General features: G+C 70.3%; 28 protein-coding genes, 1 tRNA gene and 2 pseudogenes. 20 read left to right on the top strand and 11 right to left on the bottom strand.

Features of this window, described 5'->3' with window-relative positions; all coding sequences use genetic code 11:
- Positions 1-3: 3 nt before the first annotated feature.
- Positions 4-354, bottom strand: a complete 351-nt coding sequence (locus ACXJMZ_RS07525) for a DoxX family protein (RefSeq protein WP_457029167.1) — start codon at positions 352-354, stop codon at positions 4-6.
- A 113-nt stretch (positions 355-467) separates the two neighbouring features.
- On the opposite strand from ACXJMZ_RS07525, the gene ACXJMZ_RS07520 reads away from it, so the two are divergent.
- Positions 468-911 (top strand): MarR family winged helix-turn-helix transcriptional regulator, encoded by a 444-nt coding sequence (locus ACXJMZ_RS07520; RefSeq protein ID WP_457029285.1) that lies wholly within the window; start codon positions 468-470, stop codon positions 909-911.
- A gap of 7 nt (positions 912-918) precedes the next feature.
- Here the strand turns inward: ACXJMZ_RS07520 and ACXJMZ_RS07515 are convergent, their stop codons facing one another.
- A complete protein-coding gene (locus tag ACXJMZ_RS07515; protein WP_457029166.1) occupies positions 919-1,698 on the bottom strand; it encodes a TetR/AcrR family transcriptional regulator in 780 nt (259 codons plus the stop codon).
- A gap of 103 nt (positions 1,699-1,801) precedes the next feature.
- On the opposite strand from ACXJMZ_RS07515, the gene ACXJMZ_RS07510 reads away from it, so the two are divergent.
- Together ACXJMZ_RS07510 and ACXJMZ_RS07505 are read left to right on the top strand one after the other, a co-directional pair.
- Positions 1,802-2,182: a VOC family protein gene (locus tag ACXJMZ_RS07510; protein WP_457029165.1), complete on the top strand. Its 381-nt coding sequence runs from the start codon at positions 1,802-1,804 to the stop codon at positions 2,180-2,182.
- Between the two features lie 55 nt (positions 2,183-2,237).
- Positions 2,238-2,843, top strand: coding sequence for an HhH-GPD-type base excision DNA repair protein (locus ACXJMZ_RS07505; RefSeq protein WP_457029164.1), 606 nt, complete (start codon positions 2,238-2,240; stop codon positions 2,841-2,843).
- Here ACXJMZ_RS07505 and ACXJMZ_RS07500 read toward each other — a convergent pair.
- A complete protein-coding gene (locus ACXJMZ_RS07500) occupies positions 2,836-3,042 on the bottom strand; it encodes a KTSC domain-containing protein (RefSeq protein ID WP_457029163.1) in 207 nt (68 codons plus the stop codon). The two genes, ACXJMZ_RS07505 and ACXJMZ_RS07500, sit on opposite strands and share 8 nt — an antisense overlap.
- 42 nt (positions 3,043-3,084) lie before the next feature.
- On the opposite strand from ACXJMZ_RS07500, the gene ACXJMZ_RS07495 reads away from it, so the two are divergent.
- On the top strand, positions 3,085-3,789 hold the full coding sequence (locus tag ACXJMZ_RS07495) for a hypothetical protein (RefSeq protein WP_457029162.1): 705 nt from the start codon (positions 3,085-3,087) through the stop codon (positions 3,787-3,789).
- Between the two features lie 18 nt (positions 3,790-3,807).
- Here ACXJMZ_RS07495 and pyrB read toward each other — a convergent pair whose 3' ends face one another.
- Together pyrB and ACXJMZ_RS07485 are read right to left on the bottom strand one after the other, a co-directional pair.
- Positions 3,808-4,842 (bottom strand): aspartate carbamoyltransferase, encoded by a 1,035-nt coding sequence (gene pyrB, locus ACXJMZ_RS07490; protein ID WP_457029161.1) that lies wholly within the window; start codon positions 4,840-4,842, stop codon positions 3,808-3,810.
- Positions 4,843-5,038: 196 nt separating this feature from the next.
- On the bottom strand, positions 5,039-5,557 hold the full coding sequence (locus ACXJMZ_RS07485) for a YbhB/YbcL family Raf kinase inhibitor-like protein (RefSeq protein WP_457029160.1): 519 nt from the start codon (positions 5,555-5,557) through the stop codon (positions 5,039-5,041).
- Between the two features lie 71 nt (positions 5,558-5,628).
- Between ACXJMZ_RS07485 and ACXJMZ_RS07480 the strand changes: the two genes are divergently transcribed.
- Both ACXJMZ_RS07480 and ACXJMZ_RS07475 read left to right on the top strand, forming a co-directional pair.
- Positions 5,629-6,330, top strand: a complete 702-nt coding sequence (locus tag ACXJMZ_RS07480) for a rhomboid family intramembrane serine protease (RefSeq protein ID WP_457029159.1) — start codon at positions 5,629-5,631, stop codon at positions 6,328-6,330.
- 103 nt (positions 6,331-6,433) lie between these two features.
- Positions 6,434-7,588 (top strand): hypothetical protein, encoded by a 1,155-nt coding sequence (locus tag ACXJMZ_RS07475; protein WP_457029158.1) that lies wholly within the window; start codon positions 6,434-6,436, stop codon positions 7,586-7,588.
- Positions 7,589-7,591: 3 nt separating this feature from the next.
- On the opposite strand, the gene ACXJMZ_RS07470 is transcribed toward ACXJMZ_RS07475, so the two are convergent.
- The gene (locus tag ACXJMZ_RS07470; RefSeq protein ID WP_457029157.1) at positions 7,592-9,124 is read right to left on the bottom strand and encodes a helicase HerA-like domain-containing protein; all 1,533 of its coding nucleotides are present in this window, start codon (positions 9,122-9,124) and stop codon (positions 7,592-7,594) included.
- Between the two features lie 148 nt (positions 9,125-9,272).
- On the opposite strand from ACXJMZ_RS07470, the gene ACXJMZ_RS07465 reads away from it, so the two are divergent.
- The gene (locus ACXJMZ_RS07465; RefSeq protein WP_057234178.1) at positions 9,273-9,593 is read left to right on the top strand and encodes a type II toxin-antitoxin system VapB family antitoxin; all 321 of its coding nucleotides are present in this window, start codon (positions 9,273-9,275) and stop codon (positions 9,591-9,593) included.
- Positions 9,594-9,801: 208 nt separating this feature from the next.
- Positions 9,802-10,320 (top strand): annotated as a pseudogene (locus ACXJMZ_RS07460) (LytR C-terminal domain-containing protein); the annotation flags it as partial.
- Between the two features lie 132 nt (positions 10,321-10,452).
- On the opposite strand, the gene upp reads toward ACXJMZ_RS07460, so the two are convergent.
- Positions 10,453-11,088 (bottom strand): uracil phosphoribosyltransferase, encoded by a 636-nt coding sequence (upp, locus tag ACXJMZ_RS07455; protein WP_457029156.1) that lies wholly within the window; start codon positions 11,086-11,088, stop codon positions 10,453-10,455.
- Between the two features lie 173 nt (positions 11,089-11,261).
- On the opposite strand from upp, the gene ACXJMZ_RS07450 reads away from it, so the two are divergent.
- The 4 genes from ACXJMZ_RS07450 (at position 11,262) to ACXJMZ_RS07435 (ending at position 12,887) form a co-directional block, all read left to right on the top strand.
- Complete coding sequence (locus ACXJMZ_RS07450) at positions 11,262-11,465, top strand: hypothetical protein (RefSeq protein ID WP_057234184.1); 204 nt, start codon at positions 11,262-11,264, stop codon at positions 11,463-11,465.
- 245 nt (positions 11,466-11,710) lie between these two features.
- Positions 11,711-12,226: a tRNA adenosine deaminase-associated protein gene (locus ACXJMZ_RS07445; protein ID WP_457029155.1), complete on the top strand. Its 516-nt coding sequence runs from the start codon at positions 11,711-11,713 to the stop codon at positions 12,224-12,226.
- A gap of 29 nt (positions 12,227-12,255) precedes the next feature.
- Entirely contained in the window at positions 12,256-12,753 is a 498-nt protein-coding gene (tadA, locus tag ACXJMZ_RS07440; protein WP_457029154.1) for a tRNA adenosine(34) deaminase TadA, read from the top strand.
- A 44-nt stretch (positions 12,754-12,797) separates the two neighbouring features.
- Positions 12,798-12,887 (top strand) — tRNA-Ser (locus ACXJMZ_RS07435).
- A gap of 53 nt (positions 12,888-12,940) precedes the next feature.
- Here ACXJMZ_RS07435 and ACXJMZ_RS07430 read toward each other — a convergent pair.
- Positions 12,941-13,849: an NgoMIV family type II restriction endonuclease gene (locus ACXJMZ_RS07430; RefSeq protein WP_457029153.1), complete on the bottom strand. Its 909-nt coding sequence runs from the start codon at positions 13,847-13,849 to the stop codon at positions 12,941-12,943.
- 130 nt (positions 13,850-13,979) lie between these two features.
- Here ACXJMZ_RS07430 and ACXJMZ_RS07425 point away from each other — a divergent pair, with 130 nt between their 5' ends.
- From ACXJMZ_RS07425 to ACXJMZ_RS07415, 3 genes are all read left to right on the top strand, one after another.
- Entirely contained in the window at positions 13,980-14,459 is a 480-nt protein-coding gene (locus ACXJMZ_RS07425; protein ID WP_457029152.1) for a very short patch repair endonuclease, read from the top strand.
- A gap of 110 nt (positions 14,460-14,569) precedes the next feature.
- On the top strand, positions 14,570-15,532 hold the full coding sequence (locus ACXJMZ_RS07420) for an HNH endonuclease (protein WP_457029151.1): 963 nt from the start codon (positions 14,570-14,572) through the stop codon (positions 15,530-15,532).
- 195 nt (positions 15,533-15,727) lie between these two features.
- Positions 15,728-16,831 carry a DNA cytosine methyltransferase gene (locus ACXJMZ_RS07415; protein ID WP_457029150.1) on the top strand — a complete coding sequence of 368 codons (1,104 nt, stop codon included), beginning with the start codon at positions 15,728-15,730 and terminating at the stop codon, positions 16,829-16,831.
- Positions 16,832-16,839: 8 nt separating this feature from the next.
- On the opposite strand, the gene ACXJMZ_RS07410 is transcribed toward ACXJMZ_RS07415, so the two are convergent.
- Positions 16,840-17,811, bottom strand: coding sequence for a NaeI family type II restriction endonuclease (locus ACXJMZ_RS07410; protein WP_457029149.1), 972 nt, complete (start codon positions 17,809-17,811; stop codon positions 16,840-16,842).
- A gap of 456 nt (positions 17,812-18,267) precedes the next feature.
- Here ACXJMZ_RS07410 and ACXJMZ_RS07405 point away from each other — a divergent pair, with 456 nt between their 5' ends.
- From ACXJMZ_RS07405 to ACXJMZ_RS07390, 4 genes are all read left to right on the top strand, one after another.
- Complete coding sequence (locus ACXJMZ_RS07405) at positions 18,268-18,408, top strand: hypothetical protein (RefSeq protein ID WP_162257901.1); 141 nt, start codon at positions 18,268-18,270, stop codon at positions 18,406-18,408.
- A gap of 69 nt (positions 18,409-18,477) precedes the next feature.
- Positions 18,478-18,771 (top strand): Dabb family protein, encoded by a 294-nt coding sequence (locus tag ACXJMZ_RS07400; RefSeq protein WP_457029148.1) that lies wholly within the window; start codon positions 18,478-18,480, stop codon positions 18,769-18,771.
- Between the two features lie 132 nt (positions 18,772-18,903).
- Positions 18,904-19,902, top strand: a complete 999-nt coding sequence (locus ACXJMZ_RS07395; RefSeq protein WP_457029284.1) for an RNA polymerase sigma factor SigF — start codon at positions 18,904-18,906, stop codon at positions 19,900-19,902.
- Positions 19,903-20,091: 189 nt separating this feature from the next.
- A complete protein-coding gene (locus ACXJMZ_RS07390; protein WP_457029283.1) occupies positions 20,092-20,958 on the top strand; it encodes an RNA polymerase sigma factor SigF in 867 nt (288 codons plus the stop codon).
- A gap of 6 nt (positions 20,959-20,964) precedes the next feature.
- Here ACXJMZ_RS07390 and ACXJMZ_RS07385 read toward each other — a convergent pair whose 3' ends face one another.
- A complete protein-coding gene (locus ACXJMZ_RS07385) occupies positions 20,965-21,855 on the bottom strand; it encodes a tyrosine-protein phosphatase (RefSeq protein ID WP_457029147.1) in 891 nt (296 codons plus the stop codon).
- A 143-nt stretch (positions 21,856-21,998) separates the two neighbouring features.
- A complete protein-coding gene (locus tag ACXJMZ_RS07380; RefSeq protein WP_457029146.1) occupies positions 21,999-22,202 on the bottom strand; it encodes a hypothetical protein in 204 nt (67 codons plus the stop codon).
- A gap of 164 nt (positions 22,203-22,366) precedes the next feature.
- Here ACXJMZ_RS07380 and ACXJMZ_RS07375 point away from each other — a divergent pair.
- Positions 22,367-23,314, top strand: a pseudogene (locus ACXJMZ_RS07375) (aldo/keto reductase); the annotation flags it as partial.
- Positions 23,315-23,369 lie beyond the last annotated feature (55 nt).

Below are 23,369 nucleotides of genomic sequence, written 5' to 3'. Positions count from 1 at the left end.
TCCTCAGGACGCCGCGACCGCCAGCGTCAGCACGGCCGCCGAGACCACCAGCAGCACCGCGGCCGGGGGCGTGCCCTTGTAGTCCGCGGTGCGCAGGTGCGCGCTGGCCGCCCCGGCGAAGTAGAGGACGAGACCGATGGCGGCCGCCACTCCGAGCGGCCCGATCCATATCCCGGCCAGCAGGCCGAGCGCACCCGCCGCCTCGCAGGCGGCCAGCGGCTGCAGCCAGCCGAGCGGCACTCCGATCCCGGTGAAGCTCGCCACCACCCTCTCGTCACGCTTCAGCTTGGCCGAGGCGGAGGCCAGAAGGACCAGGGCGAACAGGGCTGCGGTGACTGCATAGGCGACGAACACGACGGACCTCCGGGCGGATCGCGGGCGAATACCGTGGAGGCTAGCAGATAGTTGATGACTATCAACTATCTGCAGACGCCGACAATCTACCCCCAGGTAGGGTTGTCGGCGTGATGGACGAGCTTCCCGTACTGAGCCTGGCCTTCCAGGGCCACTTCGCCGGCGCCCGGGTCAGGAAGGCGATGGCGGAGCACGGGCTGAAGCCCGGGCACGGGCACGTCCTGATGGTGCTGCAGGACCAGGGCTCGGTCGGCCAGCACTGCCTGACCGAGACCCTCGGCGTCGACAAGAGCGTGACCGTCGCCCTGCTCAACGACCTCGAACGCGACGGCCTCGCCGGACGCCGCCGCGACCCGGCCGACCGCCGCCGCCACATCGTGGAGATCTCCCCCCGCGGCACCGCCCTGGTCGCCGAGGTCCACACCACCCTCGCCGCCGTCCAGGCCGACCTCTTCCGCGACCTCACCCCCACCGAGATCGCCACCCTCAAGTCCGTCCTCGCCCGCCTCCACACCGCCCCGGACGACGCCACCACCCCCTGCGACGGCCAGGACTGACCCGGGGTCACTTCCCGGCGGCCCGCTCCGCGATCAGGGCGGCGAAGCCGTCGAGGACGCGGCGGAGGCCGAACTCGTAGGCGTGGTCGGCGCTGTAGGCACCCTGGTGGGCCTCGCCCGCGGCGGAGCCGATCCGGGTGGCCAGCGGGAAGCGCTCGGGGTCGAAGACCTTGACCAGGAGCGGGGCATTCGCCTCCCACCAGTCGGCGTCGGACATCGCACTGTCGGCGGCGGCGGCCTGCGTCTCCAGGGCGGTGCGGGCGGTGGAGCGGACGAAGCCGAGCAGGTGGGTGAGCGCGGCGTCGATGTCCAGGTCGGGGAGGCCGAGGCCGTCGAAGGCGCTCAGCTCGTGTTCGTACTTGGCGATCAGGCCGGGGCCGAGTGGCGGCCGGGTCGCGGGCAGGGCGGCCACCCAGGGGTGGGCGAGGTAGAGCGCCCGATTGGCCTCGGCGACGGCGGTCACCCGCTCGCGCCAGGGCGCGTCGGTGTGCACCGGCCGGGGCATCCGCTGGAACAACGCGTCCAGCATCAGGTCGAGCAGCTCGGCCTTGCCGGGCACGTACGTGTAGAGCGTCATCGGGGTCACGCCGAGCTGCTGCGCGACCCGCCGCATCGAGACCGCCTCCAGGCCGTCGGTGTCGGCGAGTTCGAGGGCGGCCTGCACCACCGCGTCCACGCTGAGCCCCTGGCGGGGACCGCGCCCGCCGGCCGGCGCCCGGCCCGGCTCGCGCCAGAGCAGCGCGAGGGTGCGGGAGGGGTCGCCTGCGCTGCTTCGGTCCTTGGCCATGAGTCCATCCTCTCCTGCTCGGGCAGCCGGGAATAAACCGCGGGCGCTATCGTTGTACGCCGTATAACGTACGCCGTACAGAGTTAACCGACCGAGGAGTACCGTGCAGATCACCGCTACCGCCATCTCGCTCACCGTCGACCGGGTCGAGCCCTCCGCCACCTTCCTGACCAGCCATTTCGGCTTCCAGGAGGCGATGGCCGCCGACGGCTTCGCCTCGCTCGCCCGGGAGGGCGCACCCAATGTGATCTTCCTGCGGCGCGGCCTCGAGGTGCTGCCGGAGGGCTTCCGGGACCAGCACGCCGCCGGGGTGATCCTGGCCTTCGTGGTGACCGACCTCGCCGCCGAGTACGCCCGCCTCCGGGCCGCGGGGGTGCCGATCACCATGGAGCTGCGCGAGGAGCCGTGGGGCGAGCGCCTGTTCCAGGTCACCGACCCGAACGGCGTGATCGTCCAGCTCGTCGAGTGGGCCACCGCCGAGTAACACCGACCGCGTGCCGTCCGGCCCCCGGCCCGGCAGCGCCCCTAGGCTGCATCGCATGGCTACCGAAATCCACCTGGCACAGCAGGACGAGGCCGACGAGCTGCTCGGGCGCAGCCCGTTGGCGGCGCTGGTCGGGATGCTGCTCGACCAGCAGATCCCGATGGAGTGGGCGTTCACCGGGCCGAGGACGATCCTGGACCGGATCGGCGGCGACGACCTCGACGCCCACCGGATCGCCGCGTACGACCCCGAGGAGTTCGCCGCGCTGGTGTCCGAGAAGCCGGCCGTGCACCGCTACCCCGGTTCGATGGCGAAGCGGGTGCAGCAGCTGTGCCAGTTCCTGGTGGCGGGGTACGACGGGGACGCGGCGAAGGTCTGGGAGGGTGCGGCGACCGGGGCGGAGCTGTTGAAGCGGCTGGAGGCACTGCCGGGGTTCGGGAAGCAGAAGTCGCAGATCTTCCTGGCGCTGCTGGGCAAGCAGTACGGGGTGCAGCCGAAGGGCTGGCGGGAGGCCGCCGGGGCGTACGGGGAGCAGGGCGGCTTCCGGTCGGTGGCGGACATCACCGGGCCCGAGTCACTGGTGAAGGTGCGGGCGCACAAGCAGGAGATGAAGCAGGCGGCCAAGGTGGAGAAGGCCGAAAAGGCCGCGAAGCTCAAGTGAGCCGCTCGTACGGGTAGTGGTCGCGGATGTGCTGGTGGAAGTAGCGGCCGAGACTCGGGGCGGTCAGCAAGGAGCGGTGGACCTCCGGCGGCACGCCCGGATAGCGGTAGACCGAGCCGCTGTGGAACTCGAGCTCGAGCGTCGTGCCCTGATGGCCGACGGAGCGTAGGCAGCTGGATTCCACCTGTTGACGGTTCATGGCGACTCCGTACCTTCATGGTACGTACGTAATACTGACGATATGTCACCTCTGACCGACACCGGCCACCGTCTGCTCGCCGATCTGCTCGTGGTGGGCCGGCCGTACCCGCTGGTGCTCGGCGGGGACTGTGCCGCTCGGGCGCACGGCCTGGTGGAGCGGCCGGTGCGCACGGTGGAGCTGGCCACCGAGAGCCCGGTGCCGTTGGCGGAGCTGACCCGGACGGTGGCCGACGGGCTGGCGCGGCGCGGCTGGTCGGTCCAGGTGCTGGTGGGTGACCCGCTGGTGTCGGCGCTGGCGGCGACCGATCCGGGGACGGCCGAGGTGTACGGGGTGGAGCTCCGGAAGGAGACCTTCTGGCAGCGGCCGGTGCAGGGGCCGGACGGTCCGGTGCTGGCGCTGGAGGACCTGGCCGGGACGGAGGTCCGGGCGCTGGCGGACCGGGGGCTGCCCCGGGACCTGGTGGATCTGCACGCCCTCTCGGACCGCTGGTCCTACCCGGAGCTGGAGACTCTCGGCCGGCACCACACCGGCCCGGACGGGCTGGACCTGACGGAGCTGCAGTCCCGGCTGAGCGGCGCGGACTGGATCGACGACGCGAGTTTCACCGCGCTGGGCCTGGCCCCTGAGCAGGTGTCAGCCCTGCGCGGCTGGGCGCAGGGCTGGGTCGACGACCTCGCCGAGCGGCTGATGGAGGCGACGGAGCCGACCGATCCCGAGGACCGGCCGGCGCTCGACGGCGGCTGACGGCTGGCCGGCTGACGACTACTTGTAGAACGGCGCGTCGTCCGGCCCGACGTACTCGGGCCGGTACCAGCGGGCCGGGCGGAGCGAGTCGCGGATCTCGTCGGCCACCCCGAGCACCGAGGCGAACAGCGCCATCCGGGTCGGGATGCCCGCGTCGGTCTGCCGGAAGATGGCCAGCCGGGGGTCGCGGTTGAGGTCGGGGCTGAGGTCGTTGGAGCCGGGGCGGCCGTCGCGGGGCAGCGGGTGCATGATCACCGCGTCCGCCCGGAACACCCGGTCGGCCAGCGCGGCGTCCACCCGGAAGTCGTCGCTGTAGGGCAGCGGCCGGTCCTTGAAGCGCTCGGTCTGCAGGCGGGTGGTGTAGACGACGTCCGCGTCCTTGAGCCCCAGGCTCGGCTGGTCGCTCTCCTCCACCGTGTGGCCCCGCTCGGCGGCCAGCTCCAGCAGGTGGGCGGGCATGTTCAGCTCGTCCGGAGCGACGCAGACGATGGTCAGGTTGTCGTACCGAGAGAGCAGCTTGACCAGCGAGTGCACGGTACGGCCGTGCCGCAGGTCGCCGACCAGGGCGATCCGGCTGCCGTCCACGGTCTTGCCGAGGCGGCCGAACTCGCGGTGGATGGCGAACATGTCGAGCAGCGCCTGGGTGGGGTGCTCACCCGCGCCGTTGCCCGCGTTGATCACCGGCACGTTGGTGGCGGCGGCGAACTCGTGGATCGAGCTGACCTCGGGGTGCCGCATCACCACCAGGTCGCAGTAGCCGCTGACCACCCGGCTGGTGTCGGCCAGCGACTCGCCCTTGGCGATCGAGGTGACCTCCGTGCCGGTGGTGGAGGTGACGCCGCCGCCGAGGCGGAGGAAGGCGGTCTCGCAGCTGAGCCTGGTCCGGGTGCTGGCCTCGAAGAACAGGCTGGCCATCACGGCGCCTTCGAGCACCCGGGTGACCTGCTGCCCCCGGGCCACCGGCACCAGCAGGTCGGCCAGCTCGAAGAGCCGTTCCAACTCGTCACGGTCGAAGAGATCGCTGGAGAGAATGTGCTTCCCGGTCAGTGACATGGCGGCTCGGTTCTCCCTGTGGCTGCGCGGTGGATGCCGCCAGTTTACTGGCCCGGCGGCACCCGTCCGGCCTCCCCCACCCGCCCCCGTGGCACCTGCGGACCGGCCGTCACCAGGACTTTCGTCCCCGTACGGACGGCCGGGGAGGGGCGCCGAGGATCGCCCCGGATCCATCAGGTCCGCCGCAGAACGCGGGTCAGGGCCTGGCGTGCTCCACCGTGAGCAGCGCCCGGCCGAGCGTGTGGAAGGTCAGGTTGAACCCGACCACGGCGGCCGGGGTGTCCGGGCCGAGGTCCAGCGCCGGGACGTCGAGGGCGTGCACCGCGAAGACGTACCGGTGGGCCGGCCCCGGCGGCGGGGCGGCGCCGTCGTAGCGGTGGCCGGAGGTGTCGTTGCGGACGTGGAAGGCCGCGCCCGGCAGACTCGCGTCGGACGCGCCCGCGCCGCGCGGCAGTTCGGTGGTGTCGGCGGGGAGGTTGACCGCGAGCCAGTGCCACCAGCCGCTGGCGGTGGGCGCGTCGGGGTCGAAGCAGGTGACCGCGAAGCCCCTGGTCCCGGCCGGGAATCCGGACCAGGACAGCTGCGGGGACTCGTTGCCGCCGCTGTGCACGTGGGCGTCCGGTGTCCGCCCGCCTTCGGTCAGGTCGGCACTGGTGAGCTCGAACGACGGTACGGGCGGCAGGAATTCGTACGGGAGCGGCGCGCGCTGGCTCATCGCGGAGGCATCCTCACTCGTGGTTGGCAGGAGTCTCCCGCAGTCTAGGAGCGCCCCGTAGAGTCGCGGTCATGGCAGCCGACAACACGCCCAGCAGCATTCCCGACCCCGCCCGGATGGTGGCCGACGCCCGGCGCGCCTTCTTCGTGATGTTCGGCGTGCTCTGTCTGGTCTGGGCGGTGCAGCTGGCCAACTGGCTGACCGACTACCGGCTCACCGTCGAGGGCGGCATCCTGGCCCGCCGCCCCGACCAGCTCGCCGACCTGGTGACCGCGCCGTTCCTTCATGTCAACTGGCAGCACCTGGAAGGCAATTCGGGGCCGCTCTTCGTGTTCGGCTTCCTGGCGGCGTACCGGGGCATCAAGCGCTTCCTCGGTCTGACCGCACTGCTGGTGCTGACCAGCGGGGCGGCGGTCTGGCTGTTCTCGGACGACCGGTCGGTGACGGTCGGGGCCAGCGGCGTGATCTACGGGTACTTCGGCTACGTGGTGCTGCGCGGCCTGATCGACCGGAATCTGATCGACAGTCTGATCGGCGTGGTGATGGGCGCGTCCTTCGCCTACATCCTCACCACGGCGGTGCCCGGCACACCCGGTGTGAGCTGGCAGGGCCACCTCGGCGGGCTGGTCGGCGGGCTGGCGGGCGCCTGGATCTTCCGCACCCGGCAGGGCTCCGGCCCGGCCACCGCCCCCGCCCCCGTGCCCGGTCAGGCCGAGGCCCCGCCGAGCGAGCGGGCGCAGCTGCTCAAGGAGCTGGACGACCTCGGCCTGTGAGCCGTCCGAGCAGTCCGAGCAGTCCACCCAATCAGGTATAGACCAATACGGGCATCCCCGGTTAGCGTGGGCTCCCCCGCACCACCTGCCCCGGAGCCGCCCCGTGGAGTCGTCCGTCCTCGCCTTCGCCACCGACCTGATCGACGAGGGCGCCGACACCTTCTTCGGCAACCTGACCGACCGGGCCGGCGTCGGCGGCGTCACCCTCGCGTCCGTCTACCACGAGGCGCGTGACGTCTTCCCGCACAACCCCCGCCGGGTGATCCGCTACCTGGAGCCCGGGGCCGCCTACTTCCGCCCCGACCCGGCCCGCTGGGCCGGCCGGCGGTTGACCCCGCTGCCGTCCACCGCGATCGGCGACCGCGACCCGTTCGCCGAGGCGGCCGAGGAGGCACAGCGGCGCGGGCTCAAGCTGCACGCCTGGACGGTCTTCTGCCACAACGACCGGCTCGGCTTCCGGCACCCCGACGTCTCCCCCGAGAACGCCTTCGGCGACCGCCACCTGACCGAGCTCTGCCCGGCCAACCCGGAGGTCCGCGAGTACGCCACCACCCTGGTCGGCGAGTTCGCCCGGTACGGGGTGGACGCGATCCGGGCCGAGTCGCTGCACTTCCACGGCCTCCGGCACGGCTACCACCACGAGCGCTACTTCGAGGAGCTCGGGCCGGTCGCCGAGGCCCTGCTCGGGGTCTGCTTCTGCCCCCACTGCCGGGCCAACGCGGGCCCCGACGCCGAGCGGGTGCGCACCGTGGTCCGGGACGAGCTGCGCGCCCGGCTGGCCGACGAACGCCGGGCCGCCGAGCCCGTCGCCCTGGACGAACTCGCCGACGGCGCGGTGGCCGCCTACATCGACGCCTCCGCCCGCACCGTCACCTCACTGGCGGCGGAGGTCGCCGAGGCCGCGAGCGCCGGCGGCATGCGGCTCACCTTCATGGACGGCGGCGGCCCCGGCACCGGCTGGCTCTCCGGCATCGACCTGCCCGCCCTCACCAAGGCCGCCCACCAGATCGAGACCCTCGGCTACGCCACCACTCCCGAGGCCGTCCGGGAGAAGCTCGCCGCGTTTGCTCTGCACGGCGTACGCCCCGAGGAGATGGCGGTCATCCTGCGCCCGATGGCCTCCGACTGCGACAGCCCGGAGAACCTCGCCGCCAAGATCGCCGTCCTGCGCGACCTGGGCGTCCCCGAGGTCGAGTTCTACAACTACGGCCTGATGCGCCTCTCCTCCATGGACCGGATCGGCCGGGCCCTGGCCTGACGCCTACCGTCGCCGCCGAGACGTCCCGAACAGGTTCCGCGAGATCTCCCGGCCCAGCTGGGTCCCGGCCGAGCGCGCAAACGACTTGAGCATCGGGTTGCTCAGCAACGACCCGAGCAGCCCACCACCCTCCTCGGCGGGCTTCGGCGCGGGGACAGGCTCCGGCTCTGCGACCGCAGGCTCAGGCCGCGCCGCAAGCTTCTCGTACGCCGACTCCCGGTCGACCGCGTCCCGGTAACGCGCCGTCAGCGCCGATCCGTCCACCGCCGCCCGCAGCGCCGCCTCCCCCACCGGCCCCATCAGCGACTGCGGCGCCCGCAGCCGGGTCGCGGCGACCGGCGTCGGCGCCCCCTTCTCCGACAGCACAGTCACCACCGCCTCCCCCGTCCCCAGCTGGGTGAGCACCTCGGTCAGGTCGTAGGTGGACTTCGGGAAGGTGGAGACGGTCGCCTTCAGCGCCTTGGCGTCGTCCGGGGTGAAGGCCCGCAGCGCGTGCTGCACCCGGTTGCCGAGCTGCGCCAGCACGTCCGCCGGGACGTCCTTCGGGGTCTGGGTGACGAAGAAGATCCCGACCGCCTTGCTGCGGATCAGCCGGACGGTCTGGGTGATCGCCTCCAGGAAGCCCTTCGAGGCGCCCTTGAAGAGCAGGTGCGCCTCGTCGAAGAAGAACACCAGCTTCGGCCGGTCCAGGTCCCCGACCTCGGGCAGCTCCTGGTAGAGATCGGCCAGCAGCCACATCAGGAAGGTGGAGAACAGCCGGGGCCGGTCCTGCACCGCAGGCAGTTCCAGCACCGAGACCACCCCACGGCCGTCCGGCGCGGTCCGCAGCAGTTCCGCCGTGTCGAACTCCGGTTCGCCGAAGAACGCCCCGGCCCCCTCGTTCTCCAGCACCGTCAGCGAACGCAGGATCACCCCGGCGGTCGCCGACGACAGCCCGCCGACGCCCTTGAGCTGCTCCTTCCCCTCCGGCGAGGTGAGGAAGGAGATCACCGCCGAGAGGTCCTTGAGGTCGTACAGCTCCAGGCCGTTCTTGTCGGCGAAGTGGAAGATCAGGCCGAGCGAGGCCTCCTGAGTCTCGTTCAGCTCCAGCACCTTGGCCAGCAGCAGCGGGCCGAAACTGGTCACGGTGGCCCGCAGCGGGATGCCGTCGCCGAGACCGCCGAGCGCGTAGAACTCGGTCGGGAAGCCCTGGCCCTGCCACTGCTGCCCGACCTCCCCGGCCCGGGCCCGCACCTTGTCGTTGGCGGTGCCCGGGGCGGAGATGCCGGAGACGTCGCCCTTGATGTCGGCCAGGAAGACCGGCACGCCCTGGGCCGAGAGCTGTTCGGCCATCAACTGCAGGGTCTTGGTCTTCCCGGTGCCGGTCGCCCCGGCCACCAGCCCGTGCCGGTTGAGCACACCGAGCGGAATCCGGACCTGCGCGCCGGGGTACGCGGCGCCGTCCAGCAGTACCGCGCCGAGCTCCAGCGCGGGGCCGGTGAAGGCGTACCCGGCCGCGATGTCCCGGACGGCGATGGGCATTTCCTGGGTGGTCATCTGGGCGGACTCCCGCTCGGGTCGGAGGGATCGTCAGAACTGGTACCCCACAAACAGGGACACTTCCTATGTAATCCCTACGAATCTCCGAACGCAGGCCACGCCGCGCTTGCTGTGCCTCGGGGCGGCGTGACGGTAGGCTTTCCGTGTGATCTTCAAGCGCATCGGCAACGGACGGCCGTACCCGGATCACGGCCGGACCAGCACCCGCCAGTGGGCGGACGTAGCGCCGCGCCCGGTGCGGCTGGACCAGCTGGTGACCACCAAGGGGCAGTTGGACCTGGAGACCTTGTTGGCCGAGGACTCCACCTTCTACGGGGACCTCTTCGCCCACGTGGTGAAGTGGCACGGCGATCTCTACCTGGAGGACGGCCTGCACCGCGCGGTGCGTGCCGCGCTCCAACAGCGCCAGGTGCTGCACGCCCGGGTGCTGGAGATGGACTACCCACCGGCCCCACCCACCTCCTGACCTGTCATCACCCTTCCGTGCAGCCGTTCGGGTGCCGGTACATCCTTTCGAGTGCGCAGGTACTCCAGATGATGATCATTTAGTACCTTCGCACCCGGAGTGGCACTAATCTGCTGAGTACGGCCGAAAAGTATCCGGCGTTCCGCCCTCCCGGCCGCACCCGTCACCGAGCCTTGCCCTGGCACGAGGGGGAGACCGACCCGTGAGCATGTTGACTCCCCAGGGACTGAAGGGGAAGCAGTACCGGATCACCGGTAACTCCTACCCCCGCCTTGGACGCCCGCCCCGCAGGAGCCGCAAGGTCCTCGCCCTGATCGGCTCGCTGCTCGCCCTCGCCCTGATCGGCCTCGGCGGAGTGCAGTTGGTGGACATCTTCTCCGGCAAGAACCGGAGCGGTACCGCCCAGGCCTGCGCCTCCCCCGCCGCGACCGTCTCCGGCAAACCGCTGGCCGCGCCGGACGCCGCACCCGGTGCGCCGTCGGCGCCGCCGAGCAGCACCGCCGTACCGCAGCCGGCCGCCGTCACGGTGAACATCTACAACGCCACGGCCAAGTCCGGCCTGGCCGCGCGGACCGCCGAGGAGTTCAAGAAACGCGGCTTCACCATCGGCAAGGTCGGCAACGCGCCCGCCAACGTCGAGAAGCTGCCCACCACCACCGTCCAGGTGATCAGCGGCCCGGCCGGCCTCGGCGGCGCCACCCTGCTCGCCGCCCAGGTCACCGGCGCCACCAAGACCGCCGACACCCGGGTCGACCCCTCGGTCGACGTGGTGGTCGGCGACGCCTTCACCACGCTGCTCGAACCGGCCGCGGCGGCCCCCCCCCCCGCGGRGGKGGGGCCCTTCTTGCTGTCCGCTCGCTCAGCCGGCCGTGCCGTAGAGGCGGTCGCCCGCGTCGCCGAGGCCCGGCACGATGTAGCCGTTCTCGTTCAGCCGCTCGTCCACGGCGGCGGTGACCACGGTGACCGGCAGCCCGGCCAGCTCACGCTCCATCACCGCGACACCCTCCGGCGCGGCCAGCAGCACCACGGCCATCACGTCGGTGGCGCCCCGCTCGATCAGCATCCGGATCGCCGCGACCAGCGTGCCGCCGGTGGCCAGCATCGGGTCCAGCACGTACACCTGACGGCCCGAGAGGTCCTCCGGCATCCGGGTGGCGTAGGTGGACGCCTCCAGGGTCTCCTCGTTGCGCACCATGCCCAGGAAGCCGACCTCGGCGGTCGGCAGCAGCCGGGTCATCCCGTCCAGCATGCCGAGCCCGGCGCGCAGGATCGGCACCACCAGCGGACGCGGGTAGCTCAGTCGGGTGCCGGTGGTGACCGCGACCGGGGTGGTGATCTCCACCCGCTCGGTCCGGACGTCCCGGGTGGCCTCGTACGCGAGGAGGGTGACCAGCTCGTCGGTCAGCCGACGGAAGGTCGGTGAGTCGGTGCGCTCGTCGCGCAGGGTCGAGAGCTTGTGGGCCACCAGCGGGTGGTCGACGACATGGAGACGCATGCTCCGACCATAACGGGCAACGACACACATGTACGACCTGCCAGGCCCTCTCCAGGCGCTCTGCGACGCCCTGCACGCCTTCACCACCCCTCCTCCCCGGCGCGCGGCGGCAATCCCGATACCTCCGCATCTCCTGTGGTATTTACCGGACAGTTCTGGGAAAGTCGGACGGTATGAAGAGCACCCCGCACGCCGGGCCCGGCTCGACAGAGCAGCCCGAGGCCCCACCCGAGACCGAAGCGGAACGCCGCCGACGGCGCGCCCGCTTCCTCCGTGAGCTGGCCGAGGCCCGGGAGTTGCGGGCCAGGGTGCAGCCCCGGCGCACCAAGGAGCGCCGGATGCGTGAGGCGCTCCGGATGCGAACCTTCCGAATCTGACGGCGCGTCGGCCATCCAGCATCCTCTTCCGACACGACCTGCGAAGACGCGCTGCCGAACACTCCCCGCAGGGCCCGGGTTTCTGTCACGATGCCGGAGGGACGGTCCGAACAGCGGGCCGCCTCTGGCGCGGGGGCGGCCAGACCGCGTTCGCCCGAGATCGCCTACAGCCGAGACCAATCTTGGGAGAGTCCCTGGTGGCGTACTTCGCTGCAGTGCTTGCTCGCACCGACGGCGCGTGGGATGTGAGCGAGACAGAGCTGGACAACGTCGAGACCGTTGCCGACCTGGCCGACCTGGCCCGGGCGGCGGCCCAGGACGACGAGAGCGTCCTGGTCTTCATCGAGCAGGAGGACGCCTGGTTCGCCGTCCTCCGGGTGGACGGCGAGGAGGATCCGCGGATCTTCGTCTCCGACGGAGCCGCTGCCGCGCGCAGCTCCTACGGCTCCATCCTCACCGACGAACTGATCGACCGGGTCGGCGACGCCGACTTCGACGACCTGGACAGCCTGGTCACCGACCTCGACGACGAGGAAGCGGGCCAGAGCTCCGAGGACGACGACGAGGACGAGTCCGCCGGGGCCACCGGTCCGGGCGGCGTGCCGGTCGGGCCGCTCGGCGACCCGGAGCTGCTGATCGAGTTCGGCCTGACCTCCGAGGGGCTGCTCGACCTCAGCGGCGAAGGGGCGATGCCCGGCGACGCCCTGTCCGAGATCGCCGACGCGATCGGCTGCGGCGAGGTGCTGGAGGCGGTGCGGTAGCCGGTCCTGCGGTGCCCGACACTGGTCCCATGCAGATCGCCCCGCTCCCGGCCCCCGTACGCCCCGACCCGGTACGCGACCGCTGGACGGACGCGATGCGCCTCGCCATCGACGAGGCCGCACTCGCCACCGCCACCGGTGACGTACCGGTCGGGGCGCTCGTCCTGGGCCCGGACGGGGCGGTCATCGGCCGCGGCCACAACGAGCGCGAGGCCGTCGGCGATCCCACCGCACACGCCGAGGTGGTCGCCATCCGCCAGGCCGCCACCGCCCTCGGCGAGTGGCGACTGGCCGGCTGCACCCTGGTCGTCACCCTCGAACCCTGCACCATGTGCGCGGGCGCCATCGTGCTCGCCCGGGTCGGCCGCGTCGTCTACGGCGCCTACGACGACAAGGCCGGCGCGGCGGGCTCCCTGCTCGACGTCCTCCGCGACCCGCGCCTCAACCACCGCCCCGAGGTCGTCCACGGCGTCCTGGCCGAGCCCTGCGCCGACCAGCTCCGCGCCTTCTTCGACTCCCACCGGTGAACTGATTTCGTCCCCGCCCACCCCGTCCGGTAGAGTCTCGTCTCGGTAGCGTGTCCGAGCGGCCAAAGGAGCACGCCTCGAAAGCGTGTGTGGGGGCAACTTCACCGTGGGTTCGAATCCCACCGCTACCGCCAGCTCGACGAAGGGCCCCGATCCACTGGATCGGGGCCCTTCGCGTTGATGCCGTTCAGCTCCGGACCTGGCCCGTATCGGGCGGGGACCACACCGTGGCCAGGTACGCCACCAGATCGTCGTAGTCACGCAACCGGCCTTGGTCGACCATTCGCCGGAAGGTGTCCCGCTGCTTGCGGCGTGCGGGGTTGTCGGAATAGACGTCGTCGACCGCTGCCGTCAAGCCGGGCAGGTGCAGGTGGTAGACACAGTCCAGGTCGCCGGTGCCGCCCCCGAGGCGACCGAGCATGTAGGGCCTCGGCTCCATGGTGACCGCCGCGAAGTGAGGCATCCGCCCCCGACGCAGAGATGCCATCTTGGAGCCTTGGATCCGCGGATCCTGCAGACGATCGGTGCGCAAGGTCCACTTCAGGGAGAAACCCGCCACCAGGTGGGGTGCCGCGCGTGAATCCCGGTCCGGCCTGCCCTGTCTGTGTACGGCGATGTCCAGCCTCAGCAGCGACTCGTCGCCCAACAGATCGAGCAGCGGCCTGCGGCGAGCCGCCGCCGTCTCGATGGCGCCACCGAGGGTACCGAGCAGCGCAGCGGCGCGTTCCAACCCCGGACCGTGCCCGAGCGACCGAATGTGCAGGGCCAAATCCTCCAGGGCCCGTTCGACGTCGGAGGACTCGTCACCGGCCAGCTCCTGCAGGGCCCGTAGATGGGCGTACTGCTCGAACCTATGAGGCCAGCACTCTTCATCGACCGTCAGCTGCGGCGCAGGGCCCGCGAGCCGGGCCGAAAGGTCCGCAACCATCGACCGGCTCCAGATCTTGTCGACTTTGCCGACCTCTTGATCCACCGCCACGCCGATGTGCTCGAAAAACGCCCTCCCGATCTCAACCGACAGACGTTGGCTCGCGTCACTGGTATTGGGAAGCCCGTTGCGATAGCCGCACAGGTCAACTGCGAACGGTGCGGGCACGGCATCTCCTTATCGAAGGCTGTCGAAAGCGTAGCGAACATCAGTACGATCCAAGTATCCGTGATTCGTCGGCGGGGACGGACCGATCGTCAGGCCCCGGCCTCCGACCGACAGGCGCCACAATTGAGGAGTGCACCCCCTGGAGACGACTCCCGCCACCAGCGCCAGAATGAGCCGCCAACGACGCCACGACACGGGCATCGAAGTCGGCCTGCGCAAGGAGCTGCATCGCCTGGGTCTGCGTTTCCGAGTCCACAAGCGGCTACTGAAGGGGCTTCGCCGTGAGACCGACGTGGTCTTCGGCCCGGTCAAGGTCGCCGTCTTCGTAGATGGCTGTTTCTGGCACGGCTGCCCCGAGCATGGGACGTACCCCCGGAACAATGCGGAGTTCTGGCGAGAGAAGATCGACGGCAACCGTCGGAGGGACCACGAAACGGATGCCCTCCTCACCGAGGCGGGTTGGAGCGTGATCCGGGTCTGGGAGCACGAAGATCCGCGCGAGGCCGCGCTCAGGACGGCGAGGGAAATCCAGACCCGGCGCCACGATCGACACCAGCCTTGCCGTCTCCAACGCCTGGGCTGTTCGATCTGCACGGAATCATCGTCATGACCGGTGCACGTTTCGTGTGTCCAGGAAGCTGAAGTGCGCCGGGATCCGGGCAGCGATGGTCGCTGCCGCCCGAGCAACGACACCAACCCACCGTAGACGAGGAGCACCTTGTGTCCCTGAGCCGGAACGATGGACGGAGCGAAGCATTTTTGGAGGTGAGAGCCGCAGCGGAGAAGCACCTGGAGATCGTCGATCAGATCCCAGCCGGGACGATCGGCCAGGACTCCTGGCTGGAGCTCGCGGCCCGGATCGGGCTTGCATCAGCCGAATTGCGGAACGCAATGGCCCAGGCCAACCGTGCTCTGGGTTTCGGCTCCGGCCGTGACGCCATCCTCCGCCATCTGAAGAACCACATCGGGGAAGCCGTTCCCGCCGATGCCCTTGCCGGCGTCGCCGGTATCTCGGAGTGGCCCAGGCGGGTCAGGGAGCTCAGGGTCGAGTTCGGCTGGCCGATCGAGTCGGGCGTGCACTGCACCGACATGCCTCACGACCACTACAGGCTCACCTCGCCCGAACCTGATCAGGAATTGGCCGAGGGGTGGCGCACGGCCAAGACGTCACGGCAGTTGAAGAAGGCCGACGGGAAGTCGGCAGCCGGCAAGGACCGGCTCCTCCACTATCTCCGGGCGCTCTCACCTCGCGCCGCCGACAAGGAACAGCTGTTCTATGTCGCCGGAATCCAGGAGTGGCCGCGCCGCCTACGCGAGTTGGAGGAGGAAGGGTGGCAGATCGTTTCGAACATCGACGACCCGTCCCTCCCGCCCGGCTCGTACCGGCTCGCCACCTCGGAAAAGCGTCCGCCACGGGTCCGCAAGGCCATCAAGCTTCGCTACCAGATCCTGGAGCGGGACCAGAGGACGTGCCAGGACTGTCGCCGGGTGCCGGAGCAGGGCGTTTCACTGCAGATCCACCACCTCCTCCCCGTGCACCGAGGTGGTGACAACTCGGAGGACAACCTCGTGACCCTTTGCTCGCACTGTCATGGCGGGCGCCATTCGCTCATGGGTGAGAGCTCCACCTGGGACGAGCTACTGGACCCGCAACAAGAACCGGATTTGTTATCGGAACCCTGATCCTGTCCACCTGATCTCCTGCGCCTGCCCGTTCAGGTGGCCGAAGGGGCAAGGTCTCCGCCCTACGACGAGTCGAGCCGGAGTCGGTGGCCCAAGGTACGCTGTGTGGCTGCTGTCGGACTCGTGGGTGAACCGTCGCCGGAGCCCCCGGGAGCACGCCAGCGCTGGCCACGAAGCGTAACCCTTGGAGATCACGTGCACCCCACCAAGATCGTGGACTTGTTCGCAGGTCCCGGCGGGATCGACGTGGCTGCGGACAAACTCGGCGTCCAGACGGTAGGCCTCGAGTGGGATGCCGGTGCGTGCGAAACCCGCAGGGCCGCAGGTCTGGCGACCATCCAGGGCGACGTGCGCTCGCACAACTCCACGGATGCAGGCCTCTGCGACGCGGATGTCCTGGCAGGAGGGCCTCCGTGCCAGACCTTCACGGTCGCGGGTGGAGGTGCCGGTCGCAGGGCCTTGGATGACGTCCTGGAGTTCGTGAAGCGAATCGTTGCCAGGGAGAGCCACGAGGACATCGCACGGGACCTTGCCAAGATGGAGGACGAGCGGACCGGTCTCGTCCTGGAGCCTCTGCGATGGATCCTGGAAGCGATCGACAGCAAGAAGCGCGACCCCTACAGGGTGATCGTGCTCGAGCAGGTCCCCGCCGTCCTACCGGTCTGGAAGGCATACCGGGAGGTTCTGGAGGGCGAGGGCTACAAGGCTGACCACGGGATCCTGCACACCGAGGCGTTCGGGGTCCCCCAGACCCGTCGGCGGGCCGTGCTGATCGCCCGACTCGGTGACTCCCCCGTGTCCCTGCCGAGCCCCACACATCGGGGATACCGCAAGGGGGTCCCGCGCGACGCCGGGGACACGAGTTTGCTGCCCTGGCGGAGCATGGCCGAGGTGGTGGACCGTGGAGTCCCCTTCGAAGTGGTCTCCAATTACGGCACCGGTGGTGATCCCAAGGCCCGGGGGCGCCGGACGTCGTCCGAACCCTCTGCGACCGTCACCGGGAAGATCTTCCGGAACCGCATCTACTCGGGCGGGGTGGAGCAGGAACGCTTCGACCGGTTCGAGGCGGGCCGTCTGCAGACGTTCCCGGGCAACTACCCGTGGTCCGGGCGTGACATCGGTCAGCAGATCGGCAATGCCGTCCCACCGCGACTCGCCATGCACATCCTCTCGGCGGCGTTCGGTCTGCCCAGCCCCACCGATGACCAGTTGCAGAGCCTGAAGGCCTGGGAGAAGCAGGCCGTACCGGAGCCCCGGGCGGAGGTCCACGCGGCCGCCTTGACGCCCGTCCTGGTCTGACGGTTCGTCTACCCCTCGCCGGTCAGGATCGGGGCCGCTGCACTGCTCTCATCCGAGAGTGCGACCGAATAGCGCGTACCACCGATGACGGTGCCGGCCCGGCCCGGATCCTCGCTCATGACGAGTCTCACGGCCGTCCACTGGCCCTTGCTCGGGACCGTGAGGTCCAGTTCCCGGGCGATCCGCGGATGCTCGCCCTGGTGACCGAGGACCACGATGCCCTCCGGGCGCAGGTGTATGCGGGCATCCCTGACCCGCTTCGGTCCGTCGTCCTGTCGGGCAACGGTCAGGATCGTGCTGCGGCCGACCACTCTGCCCTGCACCCACTCCCGTCGGAAGAGTTCGTTGACCCGCTGCTGCCCTCCGCGACGGCTACTTCCGCTGGTTCCTCCTGCTTTGACCACAAGGTCAAGGTCGATCTCCGGCATCTTAAGAAGCAGGTTCTCCGGCAAGCTGCCGTCCTTGACCAACCAGCGGATCGCGGTCTTACCCTCCTTGGAGAGCGACCTCTTGCTGTCCTTGTTCCCACCCTTTGTCAGAGCCGCTTCCATCGCCCTGACCAGACCGACGGAAAACGTTCCCCGGACGTCGTCAGCGGTCGACACGAGACAGATCTCACCGACAGCTTCGGTCGGAATCATCCAGCCGGAGCTCAACGAGAACTTCGAATCGACGTCGTGCCCTGCCACCGAGTAGTCCATGGAGGAGCCGGGGACGAGGTCGAACTCGTTTCGGAGCAGGATCTCGACCTTGGTGCCGAGATAGGTCTTCTCCGTCTTCTCCAGCTGCCGAATGTCGTAGCGGCCAGTCCGTTGCCCGTCGAGCACCTCGTCGATCGACTGGCGCATCACCTGCCCGACCCGAAGCTCCAGGTTCGGGCGCCCGTGGAACCACGACTCCACCGCGTCCAATCCCGGCGCGCAGGAAACCTGGAAGGCCGGCTCTGGGAAGTAGTCGAAGAGTGCCGGTGTGGACGTCATCCCAGGACCGTATGCGCCTGCAGATGAGCGATCAAGGTACCGGTGTCCTCAGATACGGAAGAAGGCCCCGCACTCGGGGCGTTGACCACCAATGCCCGGGGAGTGCGGAGCCTGCTTCTGGTTGGAGGGGGCAACCGTCCCGGGGGGACGGACGGTTGCCCCGGCGGAGTCCCACAACCGGGGTCGTGTCGGGGGGAAGCCACGACGCCCGGTCCCACAGCGGGGAGCTCCGGTCCACGTACCGGTGATTCCTGCCAGATCCCTCGGTACGTGTTCCATCCTGCTGGACGGGGTGCGGGCGGGCATCCGGAGAAGGGCCCGTCCTGCGGGGACCTTCGTCCCGGGGAGTGAACGGGGCCCTCACCTGATGGGCCGTCTGGTGGATAAGCTGCGGGGGCACGTGGTGCGGCGATCGGGAGGCGGGCGGTTCGGGTGGCACAGGCGAAGAGGATCGGCATGTGGATGCTGCTGATCTTCGTGATCTACACGATCATCAGTTCTCCGACCAGGGCGGCCGAGTTGGTCCAGTCGGGGTTCGTCGGGATCTCGGACGCGGCCAAGGCGGTCGGGACGTTCATGACCGGGCTAGTGAGCTGACCGGGGTCGTCCCGGGCTACCGTGGGCGGGTTCGAGCAGTACACCCTCACCCCCGCTAGGAGCGGCAGCGTGATCCGGCACCTGGTCCTGTTCAAGCTCAACGACGGCGTAGCGAAGGACGACCCGAGGGCGCTCGCGGGCGCCAAGGCGTTCGACGAGCTCGGCGGTCTGATCCCCGAGCTGCGCGAGTGGGAGTGCGGCTGGAACACCACCGAGCGGGACATCGCGTACGACTACGCGATCAACAGCAAGGTGGAGGACCGCGAGGCGCTGGCCGCCTACATCGGCCACCCGGCCCATCAGGCTGCCGCCGGACAGTGGCGTGAGTTCGCCACCTGGGTGATCGCCGACATCGAGGTCTGATCGTCCAAAACTGAACGATCGTACCCGGAGCACCGTTGGGCCCCCTGGCATGCAGGACGCCAGGGGGCCTTTCCGTGCCCGGCAACTCTCCCGACAATCGGCCAACACGCCTACCGCCGGTACTTGCCCGCGATGTGCGCGACTTGTGATGCTATGACCGGTTTTGCCGGAACCTGGCGAGGTGATGAGCGAGCGCGGACCACAGCCGGTGGGTCGGATTCGCAGGGACTTGGGAGGGGTGACGTGTCCGTGCAGACACAGGGCAGCAGCGCGCCGGAGACCGGCGAGGAGGCCGTACCGAAGGAGCCGGACGAGGCTCAGCAGGTCGACCCGCTGGTCGAGTTGAGGGAGCGTCCGCCGGGCGCCCGGAGTTCGGTGGACGTCCGGACGCTGACCAGGGTGCTGTTCGAGCGGCTGTCCGAGCTGCCGCCGGGTGCGCCGGAGCGCGAGCGGGTGCGGGCGGCGCTGATCGAGGCGAACATCCCGCTGGTGCGCTACGCCGCGACCCGGTTCCGCAGCCGGAACGAGCCGATGGAGGACATCGTCCAGGTCGGCACGATCGGCCTGATCAACGCGATCGACCGGTTCGACCCGACCCGGGGCGTGCAGTTCCCCACCTATGCGCTGCCGACCATCCTCGGCGAGATCAAGCGGTACTTCCGGGACAACGTCCGCACCATGCACGTCCCGCGCCGGCTGCAGGAGCTCTGGGTCCAGGTCAGCGGTGCCATGGAGGAGCTGACGATCACTCACGGCCGCTCGCCCAAGGTGCCGGAGATCGCGGCCAACCTGCGCATCCCGGAGGAGGACGTCCTGGCCTGCCTGGCGGCCGGCCGGGCGTACAACGCGGCCTCGCTGGAGGCCGCCCAGGAGCACGAGGGCGGGCTCGCCCTGCTGGACCGGCTCGGCTACGAGGACTCGGCGCTCGCCGACGTGGAGCACCGGGACATGGTCAGGCACCTGCTGGTGCAACTACCGGAGCGGGAGCGGCGGATCATCATGCTGCGCTTCTTCGCGAACCTGACACAGTCCCAGATCAGCACCGAGCTGGGCATGTCGCAGATGCACGTGTCCCGGCTACTCTCCAGGATCCTGACCCGACTACGGACCGGGAACTCCTGGGAGGAGTAGGGTCCTCGCTGCGCGTTACCGCTGAGTGACATCTTGCGACGTTCGGGTTTGCCGGGGCGCGTGGTCCGGTATTGAGCTGGAGGGGTCGTTCGGCTCCGGGAACTGTCGCTGGGTGATACCCGTTGAACAGTCAGTCACGAGGGGGTGGGGAGCATGTCCGGAGAGCTGGGCAGTGCGGAGGGCCACGGTATGACGGCGGCTCTCGTGTCGGTGGTCGAGCAGGTGACGGAGCAGCAGCTTCCGACCCAGCAGATCCCGGCACAGCAGACGGCTTCGCCCGTCCTCACCGTGGACCGCACGCTGGACACCCGGACGCTGTCGCGTTCGCTGTTCCAGCGGCTGGCCGTGCTGGAGCCGGGCACCGTCGAGCACACGTACGTCCGCGACACCCTGATCGAGCTCAACCTGCCCCTGGTCCGGTACGCCTCCGCCCGCTTCCGCAGCCGGAACGAGCCGATGGAGGACATCGTCCAGGTCGGCACGATCGGCCTGATCAAGGCGATCGACCGGTTCGACCCGGAGCGCGGGGTGGAGTTCCCGACCTTCGCGATGCCCACCGTGGTCGGCGAGATCAAGCGCTTCTTCCGGGACACCAGCTGGTCGGTCCGGGTCCCCCGGCGACTGCAGGAGCTGCGGCTGGCGCTGACCAAGGCCGGCGACGAGCTGTCCCAGAAGCTCGACCGCTCCCCCACCGTCGCCGAGTTGGCGGTCTTCCTCGGCGTCAGCGAGGAGGACGTGGTGGAGGGGCTCGCGGTCGGCAACGCGTACACCGCCAGCTCGCTGGACTCCACCCCCGGCGAGGAGGACGGCGACGGCCCGCTGGCCGACCGGCTCGGCTACGAGGACCTGGCGCTGGAGGGCGTCGAGTACCGCGAGTCGCTCAAGCCGCTGCTGGCCAAGCTGCCGCCGCGCGAGCGGCGGATCATCATGCTGCGCTTCTTCGGGAATCTGACGCAGTCCCAGATCGGCGAGGAGATCGGCATCTCGCAGATGCACGTCTCCCGGCTGCTGACCAAGACGCTGACCCAGCTGCGGGCCGGGCTGATCAGCGAGTAGCAGCACTCACGCCAGGAGGTTGGCGCGCAGGCCGGCCAGCACGGTGTCGTCCAGGCCGAGACCGTGCTGCCAGAAGTGCTCGAAGGAGGTCCAGCCGGTCGCGACCTCCTCGAAGGCCGCCTCCAGGTACTCCCGCTCGGCCCGGAAGACCGGCAGCAGCAGGGTCGGGTCCTTCATCAGGCCCTGGGTGCCGAAGCTCTCCATGATGTGCCCGATCAGCGCGGCCGAGCGGGTGTTGGTGAGCAGGTAGTCCTCGAACACGGTGTCCCGGTCGACGCCGAGCGCGGTCAGCGTGAGCGCGGCCACCCAGCCGGTCCGGTCCTTGCCCGCCGAGCAGTGGAACAGCACCGGCGGGCCGTCCGGCGCGGCCAGCAGCCGCAGCACGGTGGCGAACCGGTCCCGGGCCACCGGGTCGGTGACGAACCAGCGGTACAGGCCGGTCATCATCCCGGCCGCCTTGCCGTTGCCGAGCAGCGCGAACTGCTTGTCCGCGTCCCGGTCGGCCAGCGCGTCGCGCAGCGCCACGTAGATGTCGAAGTCGGCGGCGAACACCGGCAGGTGATGCAGGGTCGGACCCTCCGTACCGACCGGCTCGACAGTGACCGGCTCGGTGGAACGCGTGAGCTCGACCAGGTCGGCCGTGGGCAGACCGGGGATCAGGTCGGGGCCCGCCTCCCGGACCTCGTCCGTGCTGCGCAGGTCGACCACCCGGCGGACGCCGGCCGCGACCAGCAGGGCGCCGTCCTCGACGGTGAGCCGGTTCAGCGCGTCCGCCCGCAGGGCGACACCGTGCCGCAGCACCGCACCGTCCGTGGTCCGGTAGCCGCCGAGGTCGCGGGCGTTGGCCGCTCCCGACAGCCCGAGGCTGCGGGCGATCTCGGTGGACTGCTGGGTCACGGGGGCCTCCGGTGGCACTGGTGTACGGGTCGCTCGGGCCCGGCCAGTCTAGGTTCTGTCCGATCGGGCCCGTCGCGTCCGCGCGCAGCACCGGGCACCCGGCCGGAGCCGGGGTGCCGCGGAGTGGCTAGGTGGCGGAGTGGTTACTTGACGGCCAGCCAGATCACGGCGCCGAGCACCAGCAGAGCGACGACCGCGATGCCGGCGACCAGGCCGGTGCGGTTGCTGTTGCCACTGGCGCTGCCGTAGGTGGTGACCGAACCGGGCGCCTGGGCGGCCGGGGTCTCTTCGACGAACGCCCGGAACATCTGGGTGTTGCCGGCGGGGTCGTAGTCGTTGTCAGCCATGGCAGGACTCTAGCCAACCCTGCCGGTCGGGGAACACCCCGGACCCCTCGTAGGAGTGACCGGCCGCCGGCCCGCGACCGGCGACTGCAACGGGCATGCGACAGCCTCGTGAAGAGTGGCCCCGGACCGGAATGGCGATCCGCGTGATCCGGTTGACTCCGGTCATGACCGACAACCTCAGCGACGCTCCCCACAAGGTGACCCTCGGCGGTTCGGATCTCGCCGTGTCCATCCTCTCGCTCGGCGGCAACGTGTTCGGCTGGACCGCCGACCGGGCGGAGTCCTTCGCCGTACTCGACGCGTACGCGGCCGGCGGCGGCAACTTCGTCGACACCGCCGACGTGTACTCGTCCTGGGTGCCGGGCAACACCGGCGGCGAGTCCGAGACGATCATCGGCGACTGGCTGCGCAGCCGGGCCAACCGCGCCGACATCGTGGTGGCGACCAAGGTCGGCGCCCACCCGGAGGCCAGCGGGCTGGCCGCCGTGACCGTCAAGTCCGCCGTCGAGGAGTCCCTGCGCCGGCTCGGGGTCGACCACATCGACTTGCTCTACACCCACCGGGACGACACCGGGACGCCGGTCGAGGAGTTCGTCCCCGCCCTCGACCAGCTGGTGCGGGAGGGCAAGGTCCGGGCGGTGGCCGCCTCCAACATCAGCGCGGAGCGGCTCACCGAGGCGCTGGAGTTCTCGGCCCGGGAGGGCCTGGCGGCGTACGTCGCCGTGCAGCCGCACTACAACCTGGTCTCCCGCGGCACGTACGAGGGACCGCTCGCCGACGTGGTCGCGGCGCACGGGCTGTCCGCCGTGCCGTACTACGCACTCGCCTCCGGCTTCCTGACCGGCAAGTACCGGCCGGGCGGCGCCACGGTGCAGAGCGCCCGGGCGCTCGGCGCCGCGCGCTACCTGGAGGACCCGCGCGGGCCGAAGGTGCTGGACGCCCTCGACCAGGTCGCCGCCGCACACGGCGTGGCGCAGGCCACCGTCGCACTGGCCTGGCTGGCCGCGCAGCCGACCGTCGCGGCGCCGATCGCCAGCGCACGGACGGTGGAGCAGCTGCCGCCCCTGCTGGCGGCGGGCCGGCTGGAGCTCCGGCCGGCGGAGCTGGCGCTGAGCTGCCGGGTTGGCAGCTCGCGCGGACTCCCGGTGCGCCGGGAAGTCGTACCGG

Source organism: Kitasatospora sp. P5_F3 (assembly GCF_054049135.1).
The sequence above is the reverse complement of the archived record's forward strand: the minus strand, read 5'-3'. Positions and strand labels throughout refer to the sequence as shown.